Origin of the sequence: Microbulbifer pacificus, from assembly GCF_033723955.1 — a bacterium.
GTDB lineage: Bacteria > Pseudomonadota > Gammaproteobacteria > Pseudomonadales > Cellvibrionaceae > Microbulbifer > Microbulbifer pacificus.
This window is the reverse complement of sequence record NZ_CP137555.1, coordinates 2,184,198-2,202,641: the sequence shown is the minus strand read 5'-3', so window position 1 is coordinate 2,202,641 and position 18,444 is coordinate 2,184,198. Positions and strand designations below refer to the sequence as shown.

Here is an 18,444-nt window from a genome sequence, read left to right as displayed (position 1 = left end):
CTCAAACCGCCTTTTTGCGGGTCAGCAGGCCGCGCTTCTTCAGCTGGATCAGCAGCAGCGATACCGCCGCCGGGGTCACTCCCGGCACCCGTCCGGCGCGCGCCAGAGTATCCGGGCGCGCATCGGAGAGCTTCTGAATCACTTCATTGGAAAGCCCGGAAACTGCGGCGTAGTCAAAATCAACCGGCAGGGGAGTGTCTTCATAGGCCTGCAGGCGCTCGATTTCATCGCGCTGACGGTCGATGTAACCGGCGTATTTGGCGGAAATTTCCACCTGCTCAGCCACCTGTTCGTCGCTGACGGGCTCCCCCTTGAGGCTTGCCACGTCCTGGTATTCGAGCTCGGGACGCTTCAGCAGGTCCATCAGGCTGTACTCGCGTGCCAGTGCCTGCGGTAGTTTCTGCTCGACAAGTTGGGCGGCGTCGGTGCCGGGCTGAACCCAGGTGTCTTTCAGGCGCTGCTGTTCGCGCTCGATAGACTCGCGCTTGTCGCAGAAAGCCTGCCAGCGCACGTCGTCCACCAGACCCAGCTCGCGCCCCTTTTCGGTCAGGCGCAGGTCCGCATTGTCCTCGCGCAGCAGCAGGCGGTATTCCGCGCGGCTGGTGAACATGCGGTAGGGCTCTTTGGTGCCGGAGGTGATCAGGTCGTCCACCAGTACGCCCAGGTAGGCCTCGTCACGACGGGGCGACCATGCGTCCCGGTCCTGCGCGTTGAGCGCGGCGTTGGCGCCCGCCAGCAACCCCTGGGCGGCGGCCTCTTCGTAGCCGGTGGTGCCATTGATCTGACCGGCGAAGAACAGGCCTGCAATGAATTTGGTTTCAAGCGACGGCAGAAGGTCCCGCGGGTCGAAGAAGTCGTATTCGATGGCGTAGCCCGGGCGGGTGATATGCGCGTTTTCAAACCCCTTGATCGAGCGCACCAGGTTCATCTGCACATCGAACGGCAGGCTGGTGGAGATGCCATTGGGGTACAGCTCGTGGGTGCTGAGCCCTTCGGGTTCGATAAAGATCTGGTGGCTGTTCTTGTCCGCGAAACGATGCACCTTGTCCTCGATGGAGGGGCAGTAGCGCGGGCCGATGCCTTCGATCACGCCGGAATACATCGGCGAGCGGTCGAGGCCGCCGCGGATGATGTCGTGGGTGGATTCGTTCGTGTGGGTGATCCAGCAGCACACCTGGCGCGGGTGCTGGGCGCGATTGCCCAGATAGGACATTACCGGAATTGGTTCGTCGCCCCACTGCTCCTCCAGCCCGGTGAAATCTACCGAGCGCGCATCGATACGCGGCGGGGTACCGGTCTTCAGGCGCTCCACGCGGAACGGCAGCGCGCGCAGGCGCTGGGCCAGGGCGATGGAGGGGGGATCGCCGGCGCGACCACCCGAATGGTTTTCCAGGCCGATATGGATGCGGCCACCGAGGAAGGTACCGGCGGTAATCACTACGGTTTTGCCGCGGAAGCGGATGCCGGCGTTGGTCACCACACCGGTGACACGTTCATTCTCGACGATCAGGTCGTCCGCGGCCTGCTGGAAGATATCCAGGTTCGGCTGGTTTTCAAGGATGTTGCGGATCGCTGCCTTGTACAGGGCGCGATCGGCCTGGGCGCGGGTGGCGCGCACCGCCGGCCCTTTGCGGGCATTCAGCACGCGGAACTGGATACCCCCGAAATCGGTGGCAGTGGCCATGGCGCCACCGAGGGCGTCCACTTCCTTCACCAAATGGCTTTTGCCGATACCGCCGATAGCCGGGTTGCAGGACATCTGCCCGAGCGTCTCGATATTGTGCGTCAGCAGCAGGGTACGACTCCCCATGCGCGCCGCCGCCAGGCACGCCTCGGTGCCAGCGTGTCCGCCGCCAATTACGATCACATCATATTGTGTGGGGTATTCCATAAGGTTCAGCTCAATGGCCCAGGTGCCGCAGGTAAAAGTGCCAGGTTAGGTCAGGCGCCGGTTGCCTTTGCGATGCAGGCGATAGGTGTAGGCACGGCTGCATACAGGCCAACCGTGGCCATTCGTCCACGCAAAAATCCGGGCGCACATTATAGGCAGCTTGTGCTGTGCAAAAAAGCGGCACGTAGAAAAATCGAAACCAGCCTTCTCTTTCTATACATAAATAAAGTTATACATTCCTTACGTATAAGTACGTGTTTGTATTTGTTGTTGTTATTTAGGGTAGTGAAATTCATGTATAAGGTTAATAAATTGTTTTAAAACAATGAGTTAGGCGATTGATAACTGCGTCTCAAACCCCTGTGTGGAGGGACGGATAACCCATGTAGGCGGCTGTGGACGGACGGGATAACTTTGGTGGATTCCCGGACCAGTGAGTGTTATCCCCGCCTGAGTACCGGTTTTGTGGGTAACTTGTCCCATGGTTTGCCCACAACGGCTGGAAATACCAATGCACAGCAGTGTTCCTGTGTATAAACATGTGGATGTTCGGGATAAATAGCTGTGTTGCCAAGTTGGATAGGTGGTCCATCTTGATAACCTTGTGGATTGCTGTGCGCAACTCTTGTGGTTTTTCGGGGGAATGGGTGTAGATGGATCCATGGATCTCATAGATGGATCAGGTTGAGCAAGCGGTATGTATGGCGGTGGGGGAGGCGATGTGCGCACACCGCCGATCATCTGCGGGGGATCGGGCGGTGGTGCGTTGAGTCTTGAGGGTTATTTACCGATGCAGAAACTGCCAAAAATCTTGCCCAGCAACTCGTCGGCGGTCATGGCCCCGGTAATCTCGCCCAGTGCCTGCTGAGCCTGACGCAGGTCTTCGGCCAGCAGTTCGCCGGCGCCACTGCTGTGGAGCTGGGCTTCGCCCTGAACAATGAAGGCGCGCGCGCGTGCCAGGGCGTCCAGGTGGCGTCGGCGGGCACTGAAGTTGCCTTCATTGCTCGCCTGATATCCCATGCACTGCTTCAGATGCTGGCGCAGGGCCTCTACGCCGGCGCCGGTCATGGCGCTGATGGCGACGACGGGGATGCCGTCGCTGTGCGCGAGCAGTCCGGGACTGTATTCGGTCAGGTCAATCTTGTTCGCCACCAGGGTAAGCTTCTCCGGGTCCGGTAGCTGGCGGGTAAATTCCGGCCAGGCGGTTTCCGGGTCCAGGCTGTGTAGCTCCGCGGCGTCCACCACCAACAGTACGCGATCAGCCTTGTGAATCTCCTCCCAGGCGCGCTGCATGCCAATCTGTTCCACCTGATCCGGTGACTCGCGCAGTCCCGCGGTATCGGCAATATGCAATGGCATGCCGTCGATATGGATGTGTTCGCGCAGTACGTCGCGGGTGGTGCCCGCGATATCGGTGACGATGGCAGTATCTTTTCCCGCCAGTGCATTCAGCAGGCTGGACTTGCCCGCGTTGGGTTTGCCGGCTATCGCCACCTGCATACCCTCGCGCATGATGGTCCCCTGGCGCGCCTGTGCCTCTACCAGGTCTAGTTGGGCCAAAAGTGCCTGTATATCCGCCGCTACCTTGCCATCGGCGAGAAAATCGATTTCTTCTTCTGGAAAATCAATCGATGCTTCGACATAGATCCGCAATCTGGTTAGTTGTGTCGCTAACTCTTCGATTTTTTCGGAAAATACTCCCTGCAGTGAACGCAGGGCATTTTGTGCTGCCTGTGCACTTCCCGCGTCAATCAGGTCGGCAATGGCCTCAGCCTGTGCCAGATCCAGCTTGTCATTGAGAAAAGCGCGCTCGGAGAACTCCCCGGGTCGCGCCTGTCGGGCGCCTGTTTTCAGCAGGGCGGAAAGCAGTGTGTCGAGAATCACCGGGCCACCATGTCCCTGCAGCTCCACCACGTCCTCGCCGGTAAAAGAATTTGGGCCGGGGAAGAACAGTGCCAAGCCCTGGTCCAGCAGCTGGTCGTCGTGGGTGAAATCGCAGTAGTGGGCGAAACGGGGTTTGAAGATCTTGCCGGCCAGTTGTTCGCCGATCTCCCGTGCCTTCGGGCCTGACAGGCGTATCACGCCAATGCCGCCGCGACCGGGTGGGGTGGCAACGGCGGCGATGGTGTCTTTGTTCAGGCTTTGCTGGGACATATTCTGAGTTTATCCAAAAGTCAGATAGAAGAAGGGCCGCATTTAGCGGCCCTTTGTTTAGCTACAGCGCAATGATCTTCGATTGGAACGGAGGGTGGCGGGGATAAGTTTTCGAAAACCTATCCCGGGGCGCTCCCCCCCTCCGGGAGTAAACCGTGGGTTTCTGGTTACTTGCTCGCGGCCTCTACCTGCCGGTTGATAAACCAGGTCTGGGCGATCGAGATCAGGTTGTTCGCAATCCAGTACAGCACGAGACCTGCCGGGAACCATAGGAAGAAGAAGGTCATCATGATCGGCATCAGCTGCATGATCTTCGCCTGGGTCGGATCCGTGGGCTGTGGATTCAGCTTCTGCATGAACCACATGGTCACACCCATAAACACCGGCAGGATGAAATAGGGATCCTTCACCGACAGGTCGTGAATCCAGCCGATCCACGGTGCGTGGCGCAGCTCAACGGTTTCCATCAGCATCCAGTAGAGACCGATAAACACTGGCATCTGCAGCAGCAGTGGCAGACAGCCGCCCACCGGATTGATCTTCTCCCGGCGGTAAAGCTTCATGGTCTCTTCCGCCAGTTTCTGGCGGTTGTCCTTGTACTGCTCCTGCAGTTTCTTCATCTGCGGTGCAAACTTGCGCATGCGTGCCATGGAGCGCAGGCCGGCAGCGGACAGTGGGAACAGCAGTGCCTTGATGAACACGGTCAACAGGATGATGGACCATCCCCAGTTGTCCACGATGTGCTCGTGAATCCAGTTCAGCACCCGGAACATCGGCTTCGCCAGCCACCACAGCCAACCGTAATCTACGGTCAGGTCCAGGTACGGAGAAATCTTTTCCAGGGTGAATACATCTTTCGGGCCTGCATAGAACGAGGCTTCAACGGTACCCTGCTGGCCCGGTTCGATCCGCAGCTGCGGGCTGGTAAAGCCCATGCTGTACAGGCCGTTGCCAATGGGCTTCAGTCTGAACGTGTTGCGCTCTTCCTGGTTCGGAATCCATGCGCTCAGGAAATAATGCTGCACCATGGCCACCCAGCCACCCTGAATAGTTTCAGTGGTGGGCTTCTTGGCGATGTCTTCAAAGTCCTGCTTGAAGTAATTCTCTTCGCTGGTGTGCAGCGCAGCACCCAGGAAAGGAGAGACACCGATACCCACATCCACCGGCGGCTCCAGGCTGTCGCGCACGATCTCTCCGCACATACCGGCCAGCAGCGGCTTGTCGCGTCCGTTGTCCACCAGGTAGGACACCTTGATCAGGTAATTGCCGCGGGTGAAGGTGAAGCGCTTGGTGAAGCCGATGCCGCCCTGGGACTGTTTCAGGTCCACGGTCAGGGTGTCCTTGCCTTCCTGCAGCGCGTATTCACTGGCGTCGCTGGAAAACAGTGGGCGTCCCGCGGAGCAGTTACCCTGGCCGCCGACCAGACCGCTCTTCGACACATAGGTATGGCTGCGGGTCTGGTTCAGCAGAATCAGGGGGCGATCCGGGGTGTGCAGTTTCGCGTAGTACTGGCGCAGCGCAACCTTGACGATGTCGCCGCCGTTTGGATCGATCAGCAAGCTCAGGGTGTCGGTATTCACCGTGATCAGCTTGGGCTGGGCACTGCCGCCCACCTCGGGAACCGCACCTTCTTCCGGCAACTCACCACTGTTATTGCCGGGCTGGCTGCCTGGCAGGGACGTGGCTTCTTCCGCCTGATGGTGTACCACCGTTTTCTGATCAAGCGCCGGGGCGTGCTGTTCCTTGAATGCGTTCCACTGGTAAACCAGTGCCAGGAGGACTGCGGCGATGCCGCCGACCAGCGTGTAGCGTTGCCAATCCATTATGTTGTTAGCCTTGTTGCGGTGGCTCGTGTTTTGCCGCCGGAGTTTCTGAGGGTGGTACCGCAGGGGGGACGTAATCCAGGCCGCCCGGATGCCAGGGGTGGCATTTTATAAGGCGGCGCAGGGTTAAATAACCCCCTTTGCAGAATCCGTGGGTTTCAAACGCTTCTTCCGAGTAGCGGGAGCAGGTGGGGTGGAAGCGGCACTGGTTACCGACCCACGGGCTGGCGATGAGGCGATACAGGTGAATCAGGCGGATAGCCAGCCAGGTCACGAACCACTCTCCTGGTGCCCAGTGCCTGCAGAGTGGGGCGATTGTGTCGGTTGCTCGGCGGTATTTTTATTCCCGCTGCCTTTGCGACCCTTGCCGCGCGGGGCCCTGGGTGGCCGCTGTTGCGCTTGCTGCTCCGGCTGCGGATTGCGAGCGCGCTGATCAAGTCTGCGCCACAGCTTGTTGAATATCTTGGCCAGTGCGTCTTTGTCGAGATCGCCAGCTCCGGCGCGCGCCAACACTACGGCATCCAGCGGATACAGCTGGTGCTGCTGCAGGCGAAAGGTCTCGCGGGCGATGCGCTTGATGCGATTGCGGTCGGTGGCGTTGCGGACGTGCTTTTTGGCAATGACAAGACCGAGCCTCGGGTGACCGAGCTCGTTGGGGCGGGCGAGGATCAGGAATTGAGGTTGCGCCGCACGGACGGGCGCGGAATCAAAAACGGCGCGATACTGCGCCGCATTGAGCAGCCGCAGCGGCTTGGCAAATGCGAAGTCGCTGCGTGGGCACTGCATAGTGATTCAGATGCGATCTTTAAGGTTGCTCGCTAAGCGGCAATCTTAGGCGCACAGAACCTTGCGGCCTTTGGCGCGGCGACGGGCCAGTACTTTACGACCATTTTTGGTGGCCATACGGGCACGGAAGCCGTGGGTGCGCTTGCGCTTCAGATTGCTGGGCTGAAATGTACGTTTCATGTTGTTACTACCTGGAGTTATGTCCGGGAGTCAGGTCCTGGAGGTTTTAAAATCTGGGCCGCTTACGGCTGGCGCGGCTGCTTTTTGCGGCTGCTATAACCCCTCGTTGCGGCGTGTCTCCGGAATTGCTCGGCATTTCTGGAGGCATACTCCGAAGCGGGCTATGCGCTGCGAAGGCGGCGGATTGTATAGAAAGAAACCAGCCAAAGCAATGCACCCGTTGGACTTCGATGCAGGAAAATCCACATTGATCGAGGCGAAAGGTTGGCGGCCTATCTTCCTTCTCTATAACGGCTAAGTATAGGGAAAGCGTCGGCTTCTCCGCGCTGTTTGCAGGGGCTACCGCGCAAGCCATTGTATTGGCTCGGGTATTTCGGGGAGTACACCGTTTGACCCCAAGATATTCACAGTTTGGCTGTGGATAAGTCGTTGCGCAGCCGCTTAATTTGTGTTCAAGCCTTTGATATTGCTGAGCTTTCTGCCGGAATATCCTGTGTTAATTTTGGTTTAATTGTGGATAACCCCGGGGGCAATCGATATACTGTCGGCCTTCTTTTGAGGTGCTGCCCGCGGGCTTCCCTGGCATTCGTGCAGGGGCCGGAGGCTGTTCTTGGGGGGACAGCTTTGTTCACCGGCTGGTCGTCAGTGTGGGCGCCGTCGCATCTCGATCCGTCTTTTGGGGGGTTCCTTGTCCGATTCCGTGTGGAAGCAGTGCGCTGCTTGTTTGCAGGATGAATTGCCGCCGCAGCAGTTCAGTACCTGGATTCGGCCGCTGCGTGTCAGCGACGACAGTTCCGAGGGTGAGCTGCGCCTGGTGGCGCCTAACCGCTTTGTGCTGAACTGGGTGAGCGACAAGTATCTCGATCATATCCGTGAGCTGGCGCAACAATTTTCCGGTCGTTCACTGCATGTGGAAGTGGTGGCGCTGGATCGCCGTACCTCGCGTTTTCGCCGCAGTTTTGCCGGGGCTGATAGTGCCCCTGCGCAACCGGCGTACGCCTCTTCTCGCAGTTACCAGGCCTCTGCGCCGTCACATGCGTCACCGCATATGGAGAGCCCGGCGCCCGCGTTTGGCGGGGCTACTTCCGGTGTAGGTGGTGACCGCTACCGCGATGGCGGTAGGGGCTTCTCCAGTGGTGGCTACCCCGCTTCCAGGATGGATTCTGCGCCATCTTCCGTGTCCGTATCGCCGGCGTCTCGCGGCGCGCGCATGACCTCAGAAGCGCACAGCAATGTCGCCGCCGAAGAGGCGGGGGTGGAGGCATTGACGGCGGCGGAGCGTTTGCCGGCGGACCTTCATTCCGGCGGTGAGGTGGTTGCACCGGTGATACACGGGGGCGGCCAGCGCAAAGTGGAAGTTGAGGGTGCCATCAAGCACGGCAGTTCTCTCAACCGCGGATTTACTTTCGCCTCCTTTGTTGAGGGTAAGTCGAACCAGCTGGGCCTGGCGGCAGCACAGCAGATCGCCGACAACCCCGGTGGTGCCTACAACCCATTGTTTATTTATGGCGGTGTGGGCCTGGGTAAAACTCACCTTATGCATGCGGTGGGTAACGCACTGGTGGATCGCAATCCGAATGCAAAGGTGGTGTACCTGCATTCGGAACGCTTTGTGGCGGATATGGTGAAGGCGTTGCAGTTGAACGCCATCAGCGACTTCAAGCGTTATTACCGCTCGGTGGATGCACTGCTGATTGACGATATCCAGTTTTTTGCCGGCAAGGAGCGCTCTCAGGAGGAGTTTTTCCACACGTTCAACGCACTGTTGGAGGGTGGGCAGCAGATTATCCTCACTTGTGACCGCTATCCCAAGGAGATCGACGGCCTTGAGGAGCGTCTCAAGTCCCGTTTCGGCTGGGGGCTGACGGTGGCAGTTGAGCCGCCGGAACTGGAAACCCGTGTCGCCATTCTGATGAAAAAGGCGGAGCAGGTGGGTGTGGACCTGCCACATGATTCTGCATTCTTTATCGCGCAGCGTATCCGCTCCAACGTGCGTGAGCTCGAGGGGGCGCTGCGCCGGGTGATTGCCAATGCGCAGTTCACCGGCCGTGCCATCGACGATATTCTGGTGCGCGAGGCGCTGAAGGACCTGCTCGCACTGCAGGACCGCCTGGTGAGCATCGACAATATCCAGAGGGTGGTGGCCGAGTACTACAAGATCAAGGTCGCGGACCTCCTGTCTAAACGCCGCAGCCGGTCCGTGGCGCGCCCGCGCCAGGTAGCAATGGCACTGGCGAAAGAATTGACTAATCACAGCCTGCCGGAAATTGGTGACGCCTTTGGCGGGCGTGACCACACCACCGTGCTGCATGCCTGTCGCAAAATCCGTGAGCTGCAGGAATCCGACGGTGACATCCGTGAGGACGTGCGTTTGCTGACGCGTTCGCTGACGACCTGATAGGCCAATGGTTATAGATAACCCGCGACCAGTTTTGCGAAAACCAGAACAACGAAATTGAGATCAAGGCAATAAATATGAAATTCAGTGTAAGCCGTGATGCCCTGTTAAAGCCGCTGCAACTGGTTGCCGGTGTAGTGGAAAAGCGCCAGACCCTGCCGGTACTGGCCAACGTGCTGCTGCAGTTGCAGGGGCAGGAACTGTCGCTCACCGGTACCGATCTGGAGGTGGAAATCGTAGGCCGCCTGCAGCTGGACCAGCCCGCCGAGATGGAGGGTGAGGTGACGGTACCCGCGCGCAAGCTGCTGGACATCTGTCGCTCGCTGCCGGACGGTGCCGAGCTCAAGTTTGAGCGCGATGCGGAGCGACTGGTGCTGCGCAGTGGCCGCAGCCGCTTCCAGCTTTCCACGCTGCCGGCCAGTGACTTCCCCAACCAGGAGGAGACTTCTGCGCAGAGCCGTTTCAGCATCTCCCAGCGCGAAATCCGCCGGTTGATCGAGGCCACCAGCTTCGCCATGGCGCAGCAGGATGTGCGCTACTACCTGAATGGCCTGCTGCTGGAGTGTCGCCCGCAGCGATTGCGTGCGGTTGCTACCGATGGCCACCGCCTGGCGCTGTGTGACCGCGATGCGCCGGGTCTCAATGTAGAAGCGCCGGTGCAGGCCATTGTGCCGCGCAAGGGCGTTCTGGAGCTCGCACGACTGCTGGAAGACACCGATGCCAGTGCCGAAGTAGTGCTCGGCAATAACCATATTCGCGTAAACAGTGGGCCCTTCACGTTTACTTCCAAGCTGGTGGACGGCAAGTTCCCGGACTACGAGCGCGTGCTGCCGCGCAGCACCGGCAATGAAGTTTTTGCCGATCGTCTGGCATTGCGCCAGGCGTTCCAGCGTGCCGCGATTCTCTCCAACGAGAAATACCGCGGTGTGCGTCTGCAGCTGTCCGAGGGCCTGCTGCAGATCGTGGCGAATAACCCGGAGCAGGAAGAGGCGGAGGAGCAGTTGATGGTGGACTACCACGGTGATCCGCTGGAAATTGGCTTTAACGTGGGTTATCTGCTGGACGTGACCGGTGCTATCCACAGCGATCAGATTCGAATCGGTCTCGGCGACGCCAATAGCAGTGCGTTGTTGCAGCAGCCGGAAGAGGGGGATTCCCTGTACGTAATCATGCCCATGCGTCTTTGATCGCCTGCGGCCTGGTCTGGGGGAGGTAGCGCATTGATTTCGCTATGTGATCCCGAGTACTTCCCGAAAACCGCCAGTTCAGTGAGCTGGCGGTTTTTTCGTATCGGTGGCTCGTCATTATTTCGTGCGAACGGAGTTATACCGTGTCCTGTGTAAACCGACTGGTATTGAGTAATTTCCGCAATATCGACGCTGCGGACCTGCCGTTGGCGCCGGCGGTAAATCTGTTCTGCGGTGCTAACGGCAGCGGCAAAACTTCGCTGCTGGAGGCGGTACATATGCTCGCCAGTGGCCGCTCGTTTCGTTCCCGCCAGAGCCAGACGGTCATTCGTTACGATGCCGAATCATTAGCCGTGTTCGGTCGTCTCACCAGTGGCGTCTCACTGGGAGTGGAGAAGCGTCGCGATGGTCACGGGCGTATTCGAATCAATCAGGCGCCGGCGGAAAGCAGTTCACAACTGGCGGCCTGTTTGCCGCTGCAGGTGATCAATAGCGAAAGCTTTGCCGCCCTGGATGGTGGTCCAGGTGTGCGCAGGCAGTTGCTGGATTGGACAGTGTTCCACGTGGAACATTCTTTCGCGCAACACTGGAAGGTGTATCAATCGGCGCTGAAGCAGCGCAATGCACTGCTCCGACGTGGTAAAATCGACTCAAATTTGCTTGCCCCCTGGGAACATCAGTTGGTGCAGAGTGGTGAGGCAGTGGATACGCTAAGGCGCAAAGTGTTTGCCCAATTACGGATCCTGTTTAGGGAGCGTCTCGGCGATCTGCCCGCGGCCGTGTTTGAGCCGCTGGAGCTTCAATACCGCAGTGGTTGGAAGAAAGATACCAGTCTGGCCGCTTCACTGAGGGAGTCCCTGGATGGTGATCTCACCCAGGGGTTTACCCGGATAGGTCCGCATCGGGCAGATCTGCGCTTTACCATTCACGGCCAGCCCGCCCATGCAGTGCTTTCACGGGGGCAGCAGAAGATGGCGGTTTGCGCTCTCCGAACCGCAATGGCGGCCACCATTTCAGGGCGGGAAAAGCCTGTATTTCTGGTAGATGACCTGCCGTCGGAGTTAGATGATGAGAACCAGCTGCGCTTTGCCCGCTGGGTTAGTGATTGTGCTAGTCAAGTTCTCGTAACGGGCATAGAAGATCAGGTGACTGCGCGTCCCTGGCTTTCGCTGCCACAGCCCTGGTGTGAACCGAAAATGTTCCACGTGGAACATGGTCAGGTGACCCCGGCGACGCTAGGGGCGGATTGAGAGATTTTTTTGACGGTCAGGGCGACGACCGCGCTCCCCGGAATGACTCATCCCGGGGAAGATACATGGACAACAGTTTGAATATGACAGGCCAGGCCAGTGTGCCGGCGTTAATGGAGCAACAGAATGTCGCAAGAGAATAACTACGATTCCAGTAGCATCAAGGTGTTGAAGGGCCTGGATGCGGTGCGTAAGCGCCCCGGAATGTATATCGGCGATACCGATGACGGCACCGGCCTCCACCACATGGTTTTTGAGGTGGTGGACAACTCGATTGACGAAGCCCTCGCCGGCCACTGCGACGAAATTCGCGTGATTATCCACCCGGATGAATCGGTAAGTGTTGCGGACAACGGCCGTGGCATTCCCACGGAAATCCACGCGGAAGAGGGGATTTCTGCGGCGGAAGTGATCATGACCGTGCTCCACGCCGGTGGTAAGTTCGACGATAACACCTACAAGGTATCCGGCGGTCTGCACGGCGTGGGTGTTTCCGTGGTAAACGCACTGTCCGAGGAGCTGAAGCTGACCATCCGTCGCGGCGGCAAGATCCATGAGCAGATCTACCGCCACGGTGTACCTGACGAACCCCTGAAGGTGATCGGCGACACCGAGGGCACCGGCACCACTGTGCACTTCAAACCGTCCCCAGCCACCTTCAGTAACATCGAGTTCCACTTCGAGCAGCTCGCCAAGCGTCTGCGGGAACTATCGTTCCTCAATTCGGGTGTGCGCATCGTGCTGAAAGACGAGCGCAGCGGTAAGGAAGAAGTGTACGAATACGAGGGCGGTCTGCGCGCATTCGTAGAGTTCCTGAACCAGAACAAGAACCCTATCAACAAGGTGCTGCATTTCCAGAATCAGCGCGAAGACGGCATTGCCGTGGAAGTCGCACTGCAATGGAACGACTCCTTCCAGGAAAACATCTACTGCTACACCAACAACATTCCCCAGCGCGATGGCGGTACCCACCTGGCGGGCTTCCGTGCGGCGCTGACCCGCGGCCTCAATACCTATATCGAGAAGGAAGGGGTGGGCAAAAAAGATAAGGTGGCTACCACTGGTGACGACGCTCGCGAAGGTCTCACTGCGATCATTTCAGTAAAAGTGCCGGACCCGAAATTCTCCTCCCAGACCAAGGACAAGCTGGTCTCCTCGGAAGTAAAACCCGCGGTAGAGCAGGAAATGGGCCAGTCTTTCAGCGACTACCTGCTGGAAAACCCGCAGGATGCCAAGGCCGTCGTAGGCAAGATGATCGACGCCGCGCGGGCGCGGGAAGCTGCGCGCAAGGCGCGTGAAATGACCCGCCGCAAGGGCGCATTGGATATCGCCGGTCTGCCCGGCAAGCTGGCGGATTGCCAGCAGAAAGACCCGGCCCTGTCCGAACTCTACCTGGTGGAGGGTGACTCCGCCGGTGGCTCCGCCAAGCAGGGCCGCGATCGCCGCACCCAGGCGATCCTGCCGCTGAAAGGCAAGATCCTGAACGTGGAAAAGGCACGTTTCGACAAGATGCTGTCCAGTGCCGAAGTGGGTACCCTGATCACCGCCCTCGGCTGCGGCATCGGTAAAAGCGAGTTCAACCCCGACAAGCTGCGCTACCACTACATCATCATCATGACGGACGCCGACGTGGATGGTGCACACATCCGCACCCTGCTGCTGACCTTCTTCTTCCGCCAGATGCCAGAGCTGATCGAACGGGGGCACATTTACATTGCGCAGCCGCCGCTGTACAAGATCGGCAAGGGCAAGCAGGAACAGTACCTGAAGGACGAGGCGGCACTGACCCAGTTCCTGACCAACGCCGCGTTGGAAAGCGCCTCGCTGTTCGTGAATCCGGAAGCGCCGGGACTCTCCGGCAGCGCACTGGAATCGATGGTGAAGGAATACCGCTCGGTGATGGCCACCATCGACCGCCTGTCACGCCTGTACCCGCAGGAAGTGCTGAAGAGCATGGTGTACCTGCCTGGCCTCAAGTCCGATGCCCTGCAATCCCGCGACACCATGGAGCAGTGGGTTGCGCAGCTGCAGGCTCAGCTGGAAGAGGCGGGAGGTGAGGGCGGTGGCCGTCGCCATCAGGTTTCCGTCAGCCACGACAGCGAGCGCAACCTGTACCTGCCCACCGTGGATATCGTTGCCCACGGCGTCAGCAGCCGCTACACGGTCAGTCACGACTTCTTCGACTCCGCCGAGTACCGCGCCATCTGCCAGCTCGGTGAAAAGCTGCAGGGGCTGCTGGAAGAGGGTGCCTACATCCAGCGCGGCGACAAGCAGCAGCCGATCACCAGCTTCCCGGAAGCACTGGTGTGGCTGATGAACGAGAGCCGCCGTGGATACAGTATCCAGCGCTACAAAGGTCTGGGTGAGATGAACCCGGAGCAGCTGTGGGATACCACCATGAATCCGGAAACCCGCCGTATGTTGCAGGTGACGGTTGAGGACGCGATTGCCGCGGACCAGATCTTCACCACCCTGATGGGCGACCAGGTGGAACCGCGCCGCGAATTCATCGAAAGCAACGCGCTGGCGGTGGAAAACCTCGACGTGTAAATAGGCGCCAGTATCTGCGCCTACAATAGTGCGCAATAAAAAACCCGATCCGCGAACTGCCGATCGGGTTTTTTATTGACCGGAAACTGGCTCCAGACGATGGGTAAGGGGAGCAGGAAAACCGGACTCAGACCGCCACCCGACAATTCATCCAGATCTCGTCCTGGTTGGCGGATTGATTGAAATGACGTCCGGTTTCCGCAAAACCGTGCTGCTGCAGGAAATAGCGTCCGCCCAGGTTCTCTTCCAGCACCCTGGCCTCCAGCTGTAGTCGCCCGAACTTGGCCTGGGCCATCAGCTCGCTGCCAACACCGCGCCCCTGTTGCGCTGGCGAAACGAAAATGCTCTCTATCAGCACATTGTCGGTGATGGCCACCAGGCCCTCGGCGACATCGCTGCCGGGTCGGGTGTAGACCCAATAAACTATCCCGGTTGCATCGCCGTGCAGTTGCTGACGGCGGCACTGGGCCGCCAGCTGACGCCGCAGCAGGCGCCCCTGCGGGGACCAGAACTTCACCGGCAGACTGGGGTGACTGCTGCAGGCCAGGTGCAACCACAGCTGCAACAGGCGTTCGATATCGGCTTCCTGTAGCGGTCTTAGCATAGACCCTCCTGAATAGCCGCTCCGGATTCTTTACGGACTCCGAATCGTAGTTTGCCCGCGGTGTCCTCCCAAACCCCTTTGTGTCAGTAGTTGCTGCCCGCAGCCAGATGCACGAAATGTGCCTTGAGGTAGCGGGTCTCAGGAATCGCCGGGTGCACCGGGTGGTCTGCACCCTGGCCACCGCTGCCGATGATACTGATGTTCTTTTCCAGGTGGCGGCCGGCGCCGCGCAGGATCTCGAGCAAGGTGTCGGATTCCAGGTGCATGGAGCAGGACGCACTCACCAACAGGCCATTCTTTTCCAGCAGGCGCAGCGCCAGTTCGTTGATATGGCGGTAGGCCGCCTCGCCGGACTTCTGGTCCTTGCGGCGTTTGATGAACGCCGGTGGGTCGAGCACGATGGCATCAAAGCGCTGGCCCTCGTTGATCAGCTCCTTCATGGCATCCACCGCCTTGCCCTGGATGGTCACCAGGTCGTCCTTGCGCCCGTTCAGCGCGGCGTTCTCTTCGCACCAGTCCAGCGCCTGGCCAGAGGCATCCACGCAGGTCACCTGCGCTGCACCGTGAGCGAGTGCTTGCACACCCCAGCCACCGGCGTAAGAGAAGAGGTCGAGCACGTTCAGTCCCTTAACCCACTGGTTAAGGCGCGCACGGTTGTCGCGGTGGTCGTAGAACCAGCCGGTTTTCTGGCCCTGGTACACCGGCGCCAGCAGCGCAACACCGTTCTCCTCGAAGGGCACCATCTGCGGTACTTCGCCGTGGGCTACCTCGCACACCTCTGGCAGCTCCTCTACCTTGCGACCCTGGTGGTCGTTGCGCAGCAGGATGCCGCTGGGTTTCACCAGTGCCACCAGTGCATCGACGATGTCGCCGAGCATGCGTTCCATGCCCCAGCTGCTGACCTGTACCACCAGGTAATCACCGAAGCGGTCCACCACCAGGCCCGGCAGGCCGTCGGAGTCGCCATAGACCATGCGGTAGCTGGGGTGGGGGAAATAGCGCTCGCGCAGTGCCAGAGCGGACTCCAGACGGCGCTTCAGCTGTTTGGCGGTAAAGGGATCCTTGCGCGACACCAGGCGGCCGCAGATCAGCTGGTTGGGGTTCACCAGCGCATAGCCGAGGCCTTTGCCGTTGCTGTCGAGAATCTCGCACTGCTCGCCGGGTTCCAGACCCTTGAGCGGGCTGCGCTTGGTATCCACCTCATTGCTGTAGATCCACAGATGACCCATCTTGAGGCGGCGTTCGGCACGGGGGTTCAGTATCAGTTGTTGCACGGAAGGGCTCCGGTGGTTGAGGCGGGGCGCCATTGTTGTTATCCGACCGGGGGAACACAAGTGCCAATTGCACTGCCGGTCCGGGATTCGTGACTATTCATACCTGGAACGACAAACATAGCGCGCCCGCTGGGCAATTCCCTCAATTGCGGAAAATGTCGTGCACTGTCGCGCTATGCAAGCCCACCTTCGCCCGTTAGAATTGCCCGCTTTTTAATCAATGGTGACGAGCGCCCGCGGCGCCGGTATGAGGATGCTCATGAGCAGTGCAGACAATTCAGTGACTGGCGGTGCAACCGTAGTGGAGCCGGGAAAAACCGGCCCGGGCAAGGTGGGGTTTGTCTCCCTCGGCTGCCCCAAGGCTACGGTGGACTCCGAGCGCATCCTCACCCAGCTGCGTATGGAGGGCTACGAGGTGGTTCCCTCCTATGAGGACGCCGACGTGGTGGTGGTGAACACCTGTGGCTTTATCGACAGCGCCAAGCAGGAATCCCTCGACGCCATCGGCGAGGCACTGCACGAAAACGGCAAGGTGATCGTCACCGGCTGTATGGGTGTGGAAGAAGATGCCATTCGCCAGGCGCACCCGAGCGTGCTGTCCGTCACCGGTCCGCAGCAGTACGAGCAGGTGGTCAACGCCGTGCACGAAGTGGTTCCGCCCAAGGCCGACCACGACCCGTTTATCGATCTGGTGCCGCCGCAGGGCGTCAAGCTGACCCCGCGCCACTACGCCTACCTGAAAATCTCCGAGGGCTGTAACCACTCCTGTGCCTTCTGCATCATCCCCAGCATGCGCGGCAAGCTGGTGAGTCGCCCGGTGGGCGAGGTGCTGGGTGAAGCGGAGCGTCTGGTGAACGCCGGGGTTCAGGAACTACTGGTGATTTCCCAGGACACCAGCGCCTACGGCGTGGACCTGAAGTACAAGCTGGACTTCTGGGATGGCCGCCCGGTGAAGACCCGCATGCTGGAGCTGTGCGAGGCGCTTTCCTCCATGGGTGTATGGGTGCGCCTGCACTACGTGTATCCCTACCCGAATGTGGACGATGTGATCCCGCTGATGGCCGAGGGCAAACTGCTGCCGTACCTGGATATCCCTTTCCAGCACGCGAGCCCGAAAGTACTCAAGGCCATGAAGCGCCCGGCGTTCGAGGACAAGACCCTGGCGCGCATCAAGAAGTGGCGCGAGATCTGCCCGGAGCTCACCATCCGCTCCACCTTTATCGTCGGCTTCCCCGGCGAGACCGAAGAGGACTTCCAGTACCTGCTGGACTGGCTGAGCGAGGCCCAGCTGGACCGCGTCGGCTGCTTCAAATACTCCGCGGTGGACGGCGCGCCGGCCAACGAGCTGGAAGGTGCGGTACCGGAAGAAGTGAAGCAGGACCGCTGGGAGCGCCTTATGGCGCACCAGCAGCAGATCAGTGCCGCGCGCCTGCAGCAGAAGATCGGCCGCAAGATCGAAGTGCTGATCGATGAGGTGGACGAAGAGGGCGCCATTGGCCGCTCCTGGGCAGACGCCCCGGAAATCGACGGGATGGTGTACCTGAACGGCGAGATTTCGCTTGCACCGGGCGACAAGGTATGGGCCGAAGTCACCCATGCGGATGAGTACGACCTGTGGGCTGAACTGCTGTAATCCCACGGCACTGCAGACCATAAAAAAAGCCCGGAAGCCTTGCGGCTCCGGGCTTTTTGTTTTTTTGGAGTGAGCACTTACAGCGCCTGCACCCATCGCCGTATGGGCAATGGGATTGAACCCCAATCCCGCCCGCGTTTTACAGCTTCAGCGCAGCACAAATTCCGAGAACTGCGCGAGACTCTCGAATACCGAGGTTTCGATCAGTGCAGGATCGGGATTTTCAATCAGCGACCGCAGTGTCCGCTCCCCGCAACCGGTTTTCACCAGCACCGATTTGCAGCCTTTTGCCACCGCACACTGCAGGTCCTTGAGGCGGTCGCCGACCATATAGCAGTCGTGCAGACTGGTATCGAATTCCGCCTCGATGGCATCGAGTAAACCGGTGTTGGGTTTGCGGCAGCGGCAGTGATCGTCGTCGCTGTGTGGGCAATAAAAAATAGCGGCGATCTCGCCACCGGCATCCTCCACCAGCGCACGCATTTTCGCATGCATGGCTTCGAGGTCATCGAGATCGAAATGGCCGAGGGCGAGGCCGCTCTGATTGGTGGCGATCACCAGCTGGTGGCCCGCCTGGCTCAACTGCGCCATGGCCTCGATGCTGCCGGCAATGGGAACCCATTCGTCGGCGGACCTGATGTGATCATCACTGTGTTGATTGATCACGCCGTCCCGGTCGAGCACGATTATGGCCATGGTGTAGTTACCGCTCTG

At 59.6% G+C, this 18,444-nt stretch carries 14 protein-coding genes; 5 read left to right on the top strand and 9 right to left on the bottom strand.

Going from position 1 to position 18,444, the window contains the following annotated elements:
* Position 1: 1 nt before the first annotated feature.
* From mnmG to rpmH, 6 genes are all read right to left on the bottom strand, one after another.
* The gene (gene mnmG, locus R5R33_RS09505) at positions 2 to 1,891 is read right to left on the bottom strand and encodes a tRNA uridine-5-carboxymethylaminomethyl(34) synthesis enzyme MnmG (protein WP_318952460.1); all 1,890 of its coding nucleotides are present in this window, start codon (positions 1,889 to 1,891) and stop codon (positions 2 to 4) included.
* Between the two features lie 780 nt (positions 1,892 to 2,671).
* A complete protein-coding gene (gene mnmE / locus R5R33_RS09500) occupies positions 2,672 to 4,045 on the bottom strand; it encodes a tRNA uridine-5-carboxymethylaminomethyl(34) synthesis GTPase MnmE (protein WP_318952459.1) in 1,374 nt (457 codons plus the stop codon).
* Between the two features lie 167 nt (positions 4,046 to 4,212).
* On the bottom strand, positions 4,213 to 5,868 hold the full coding sequence (yidC, locus tag R5R33_RS09495; RefSeq protein ID WP_318952458.1) for a membrane protein insertase YidC: 1,656 nt from the start codon (positions 5,866 to 5,868) through the stop codon (positions 4,213 to 4,215).
* 7 nt (positions 5,869 to 5,875) lie between these two features.
* On the bottom strand, positions 5,876 to 6,142 hold the full coding sequence (gene yidD, locus R5R33_RS09490) for a membrane protein insertion efficiency factor YidD (protein ID WP_318952457.1): 267 nt from the start codon (positions 6,140 to 6,142) through the stop codon (positions 5,876 to 5,878).
* A complete protein-coding gene (gene rnpA / locus R5R33_RS09485) occupies positions 6,139 to 6,654 on the bottom strand; it encodes a ribonuclease P protein component (RefSeq protein ID WP_318952456.1) in 516 nt (171 codons plus the stop codon). The genes yidD and rnpA overlap by 4 nt, the downstream gene beginning before the upstream one ends.
* Positions 6,655 to 6,699: 45 nt before the next feature.
* Positions 6,700 to 6,834 carry a 50S ribosomal protein L34 gene (gene rpmH, locus R5R33_RS09480; protein ID WP_105102590.1) on the bottom strand — a complete coding sequence of 45 codons (135 nt, stop codon included), beginning with the start codon at positions 6,832 to 6,834 and terminating at the stop codon, positions 6,700 to 6,702.
* Between the two features lie 688 nt (positions 6,835 to 7,522).
* Between rpmH and dnaA the strand changes: the two genes are divergently transcribed.
* From dnaA to gyrB, 4 genes are all read left to right on the top strand, one after another.
* Complete coding sequence (gene dnaA, locus R5R33_RS09475; RefSeq protein WP_318952455.1) at positions 7,523 to 9,232, top strand: chromosomal replication initiator protein DnaA; 1,710 nt, start codon at positions 7,523 to 7,525, stop codon at positions 9,230 to 9,232.
* Between the two features lie 77 nt (positions 9,233 to 9,309).
* Positions 9,310 to 10,419, top strand: a complete 1,110-nt coding sequence (gene dnaN / locus R5R33_RS09470) for a DNA polymerase III subunit beta (protein WP_318952454.1) — start codon at positions 9,310 to 9,312, stop codon at positions 10,417 to 10,419.
* Between the two features lie 143 nt (positions 10,420 to 10,562).
* Positions 10,563 to 11,669, top strand: coding sequence for a DNA replication/repair protein RecF (gene recF / locus R5R33_RS09465; RefSeq protein ID WP_318952453.1), 1,107 nt, complete (start codon positions 10,563 to 10,565; stop codon positions 11,667 to 11,669).
* 126 nt (positions 11,670 to 11,795) lie between these two features.
* Positions 11,796 to 14,219, top strand: a complete 2,424-nt coding sequence (gene gyrB / locus R5R33_RS09460) for a DNA topoisomerase (ATP-hydrolyzing) subunit B (RefSeq protein ID WP_318952452.1) — start codon at positions 11,796 to 11,798, stop codon at positions 14,217 to 14,219.
* Positions 14,220 to 14,346: 127 nt separating this feature from the next.
* Here the strand turns inward: gyrB and R5R33_RS09455 are convergent, their stop codons facing one another.
* Together R5R33_RS09455 and R5R33_RS09450 are read right to left on the bottom strand one after the other, a co-directional pair.
* Positions 14,347 to 14,823, bottom strand: coding sequence for a GNAT family N-acetyltransferase (locus tag R5R33_RS09455; RefSeq protein ID WP_318952451.1), 477 nt, complete (start codon positions 14,821 to 14,823; stop codon positions 14,347 to 14,349).
* Between the two features lie 83 nt (positions 14,824 to 14,906).
* Positions 14,907 to 16,130: a class I SAM-dependent rRNA methyltransferase gene (locus R5R33_RS09450; protein WP_318952450.1), complete on the bottom strand. Its 1,224-nt coding sequence runs from the start codon at positions 16,128 to 16,130 to the stop codon at positions 14,907 to 14,909.
* Positions 16,131 to 16,356: 226 nt separating this feature from the next.
* Here R5R33_RS09450 and rimO point away from each other — a divergent pair, with 226 nt between their 5' ends.
* Positions 16,357 to 17,730 (top strand): 30S ribosomal protein S12 methylthiotransferase RimO, encoded by a 1,374-nt coding sequence (rimO, locus tag R5R33_RS09445; RefSeq protein ID WP_318952449.1) that lies wholly within the window; start codon positions 16,357 to 16,359, stop codon positions 17,728 to 17,730.
* A gap of 147 nt (positions 17,731 to 17,877) precedes the next feature.
* Here rimO and gmhB read toward each other — a convergent pair whose 3' ends face one another.
* Positions 17,878 to 18,426, bottom strand: coding sequence for a D-glycero-beta-D-manno-heptose 1,7-bisphosphate 7-phosphatase (gene gmhB / locus R5R33_RS09440; RefSeq protein WP_318952448.1), 549 nt, complete (start codon positions 18,424 to 18,426; stop codon positions 17,878 to 17,880).
* Between the last annotated feature and the right edge of the window lie 18 nt (positions 18,427 to 18,444).

Bases quoted from the DNA above. Each gene is read 5' to 3' on its own strand.
- mnmG (WP_318952460.1), bottom strand. From the start codon at position 1,891: ATGGAATACCCCACACAATATGATGTGATCGTAATTGGCGGCGGACAC.
- mnmE (WP_318952459.1), bottom strand. From the start codon at position 4,045: ATGTCCCAGCAAAGCCTGAACAAAGACACCATCGCCGCCGTTGCCACC.
- yidC (WP_318952458.1), bottom strand. From the start codon at position 5,868: ATGGATTGGCAACGCTACACGCTGGTCGGCGGCATCGCCGCAGTCCTC.
- rnpA (WP_318952456.1), bottom strand. From the start codon at position 6,654: ATGCAGTGCCCACGCAGCGACTTCGCATTTGCCAAGCCGCTGCGGCTG.
- rpmH (WP_105102590.1), bottom strand. From the start codon at position 6,834: ATGAAACGTACATTTCAGCCCAGCAATCTGAAGCGCAAGCGCACCCAC.
- dnaN (WP_318952454.1), top strand. From the start codon at position 9,310: ATGAAATTCAGTGTAAGCCGTGATGCCCTGTTAAAGCCGCTGCAACTG.
- gyrB (WP_318952452.1), top strand. From the start codon at position 11,796: ATGTCGCAAGAGAATAACTACGATTCCAGTAGCATCAAGGTGTTGAAG.
- R5R33_RS09455 (WP_318952451.1), bottom strand. From the start codon at position 14,823: ATGCTAAGACCGCTACAGGAAGCCGATATCGAACGCCTGTTGCAGCTG.
- R5R33_RS09450 (WP_318952450.1), bottom strand. From the start codon at position 16,130: ATGGCGCCCCGCCTCAACCACCGGAGCCCTTCCGTGCAACAACTGATA.
- rimO (WP_318952449.1), top strand. From the start codon at position 16,357: ATGAGCAGTGCAGACAATTCAGTGACTGGCGGTGCAACCGTAGTGGAG.
- gmhB (WP_318952448.1), bottom strand. From the start codon at position 18,426: ATGGCCATAATCGTGCTCGACCGGGACGGCGTGATCAATCAACACAGT.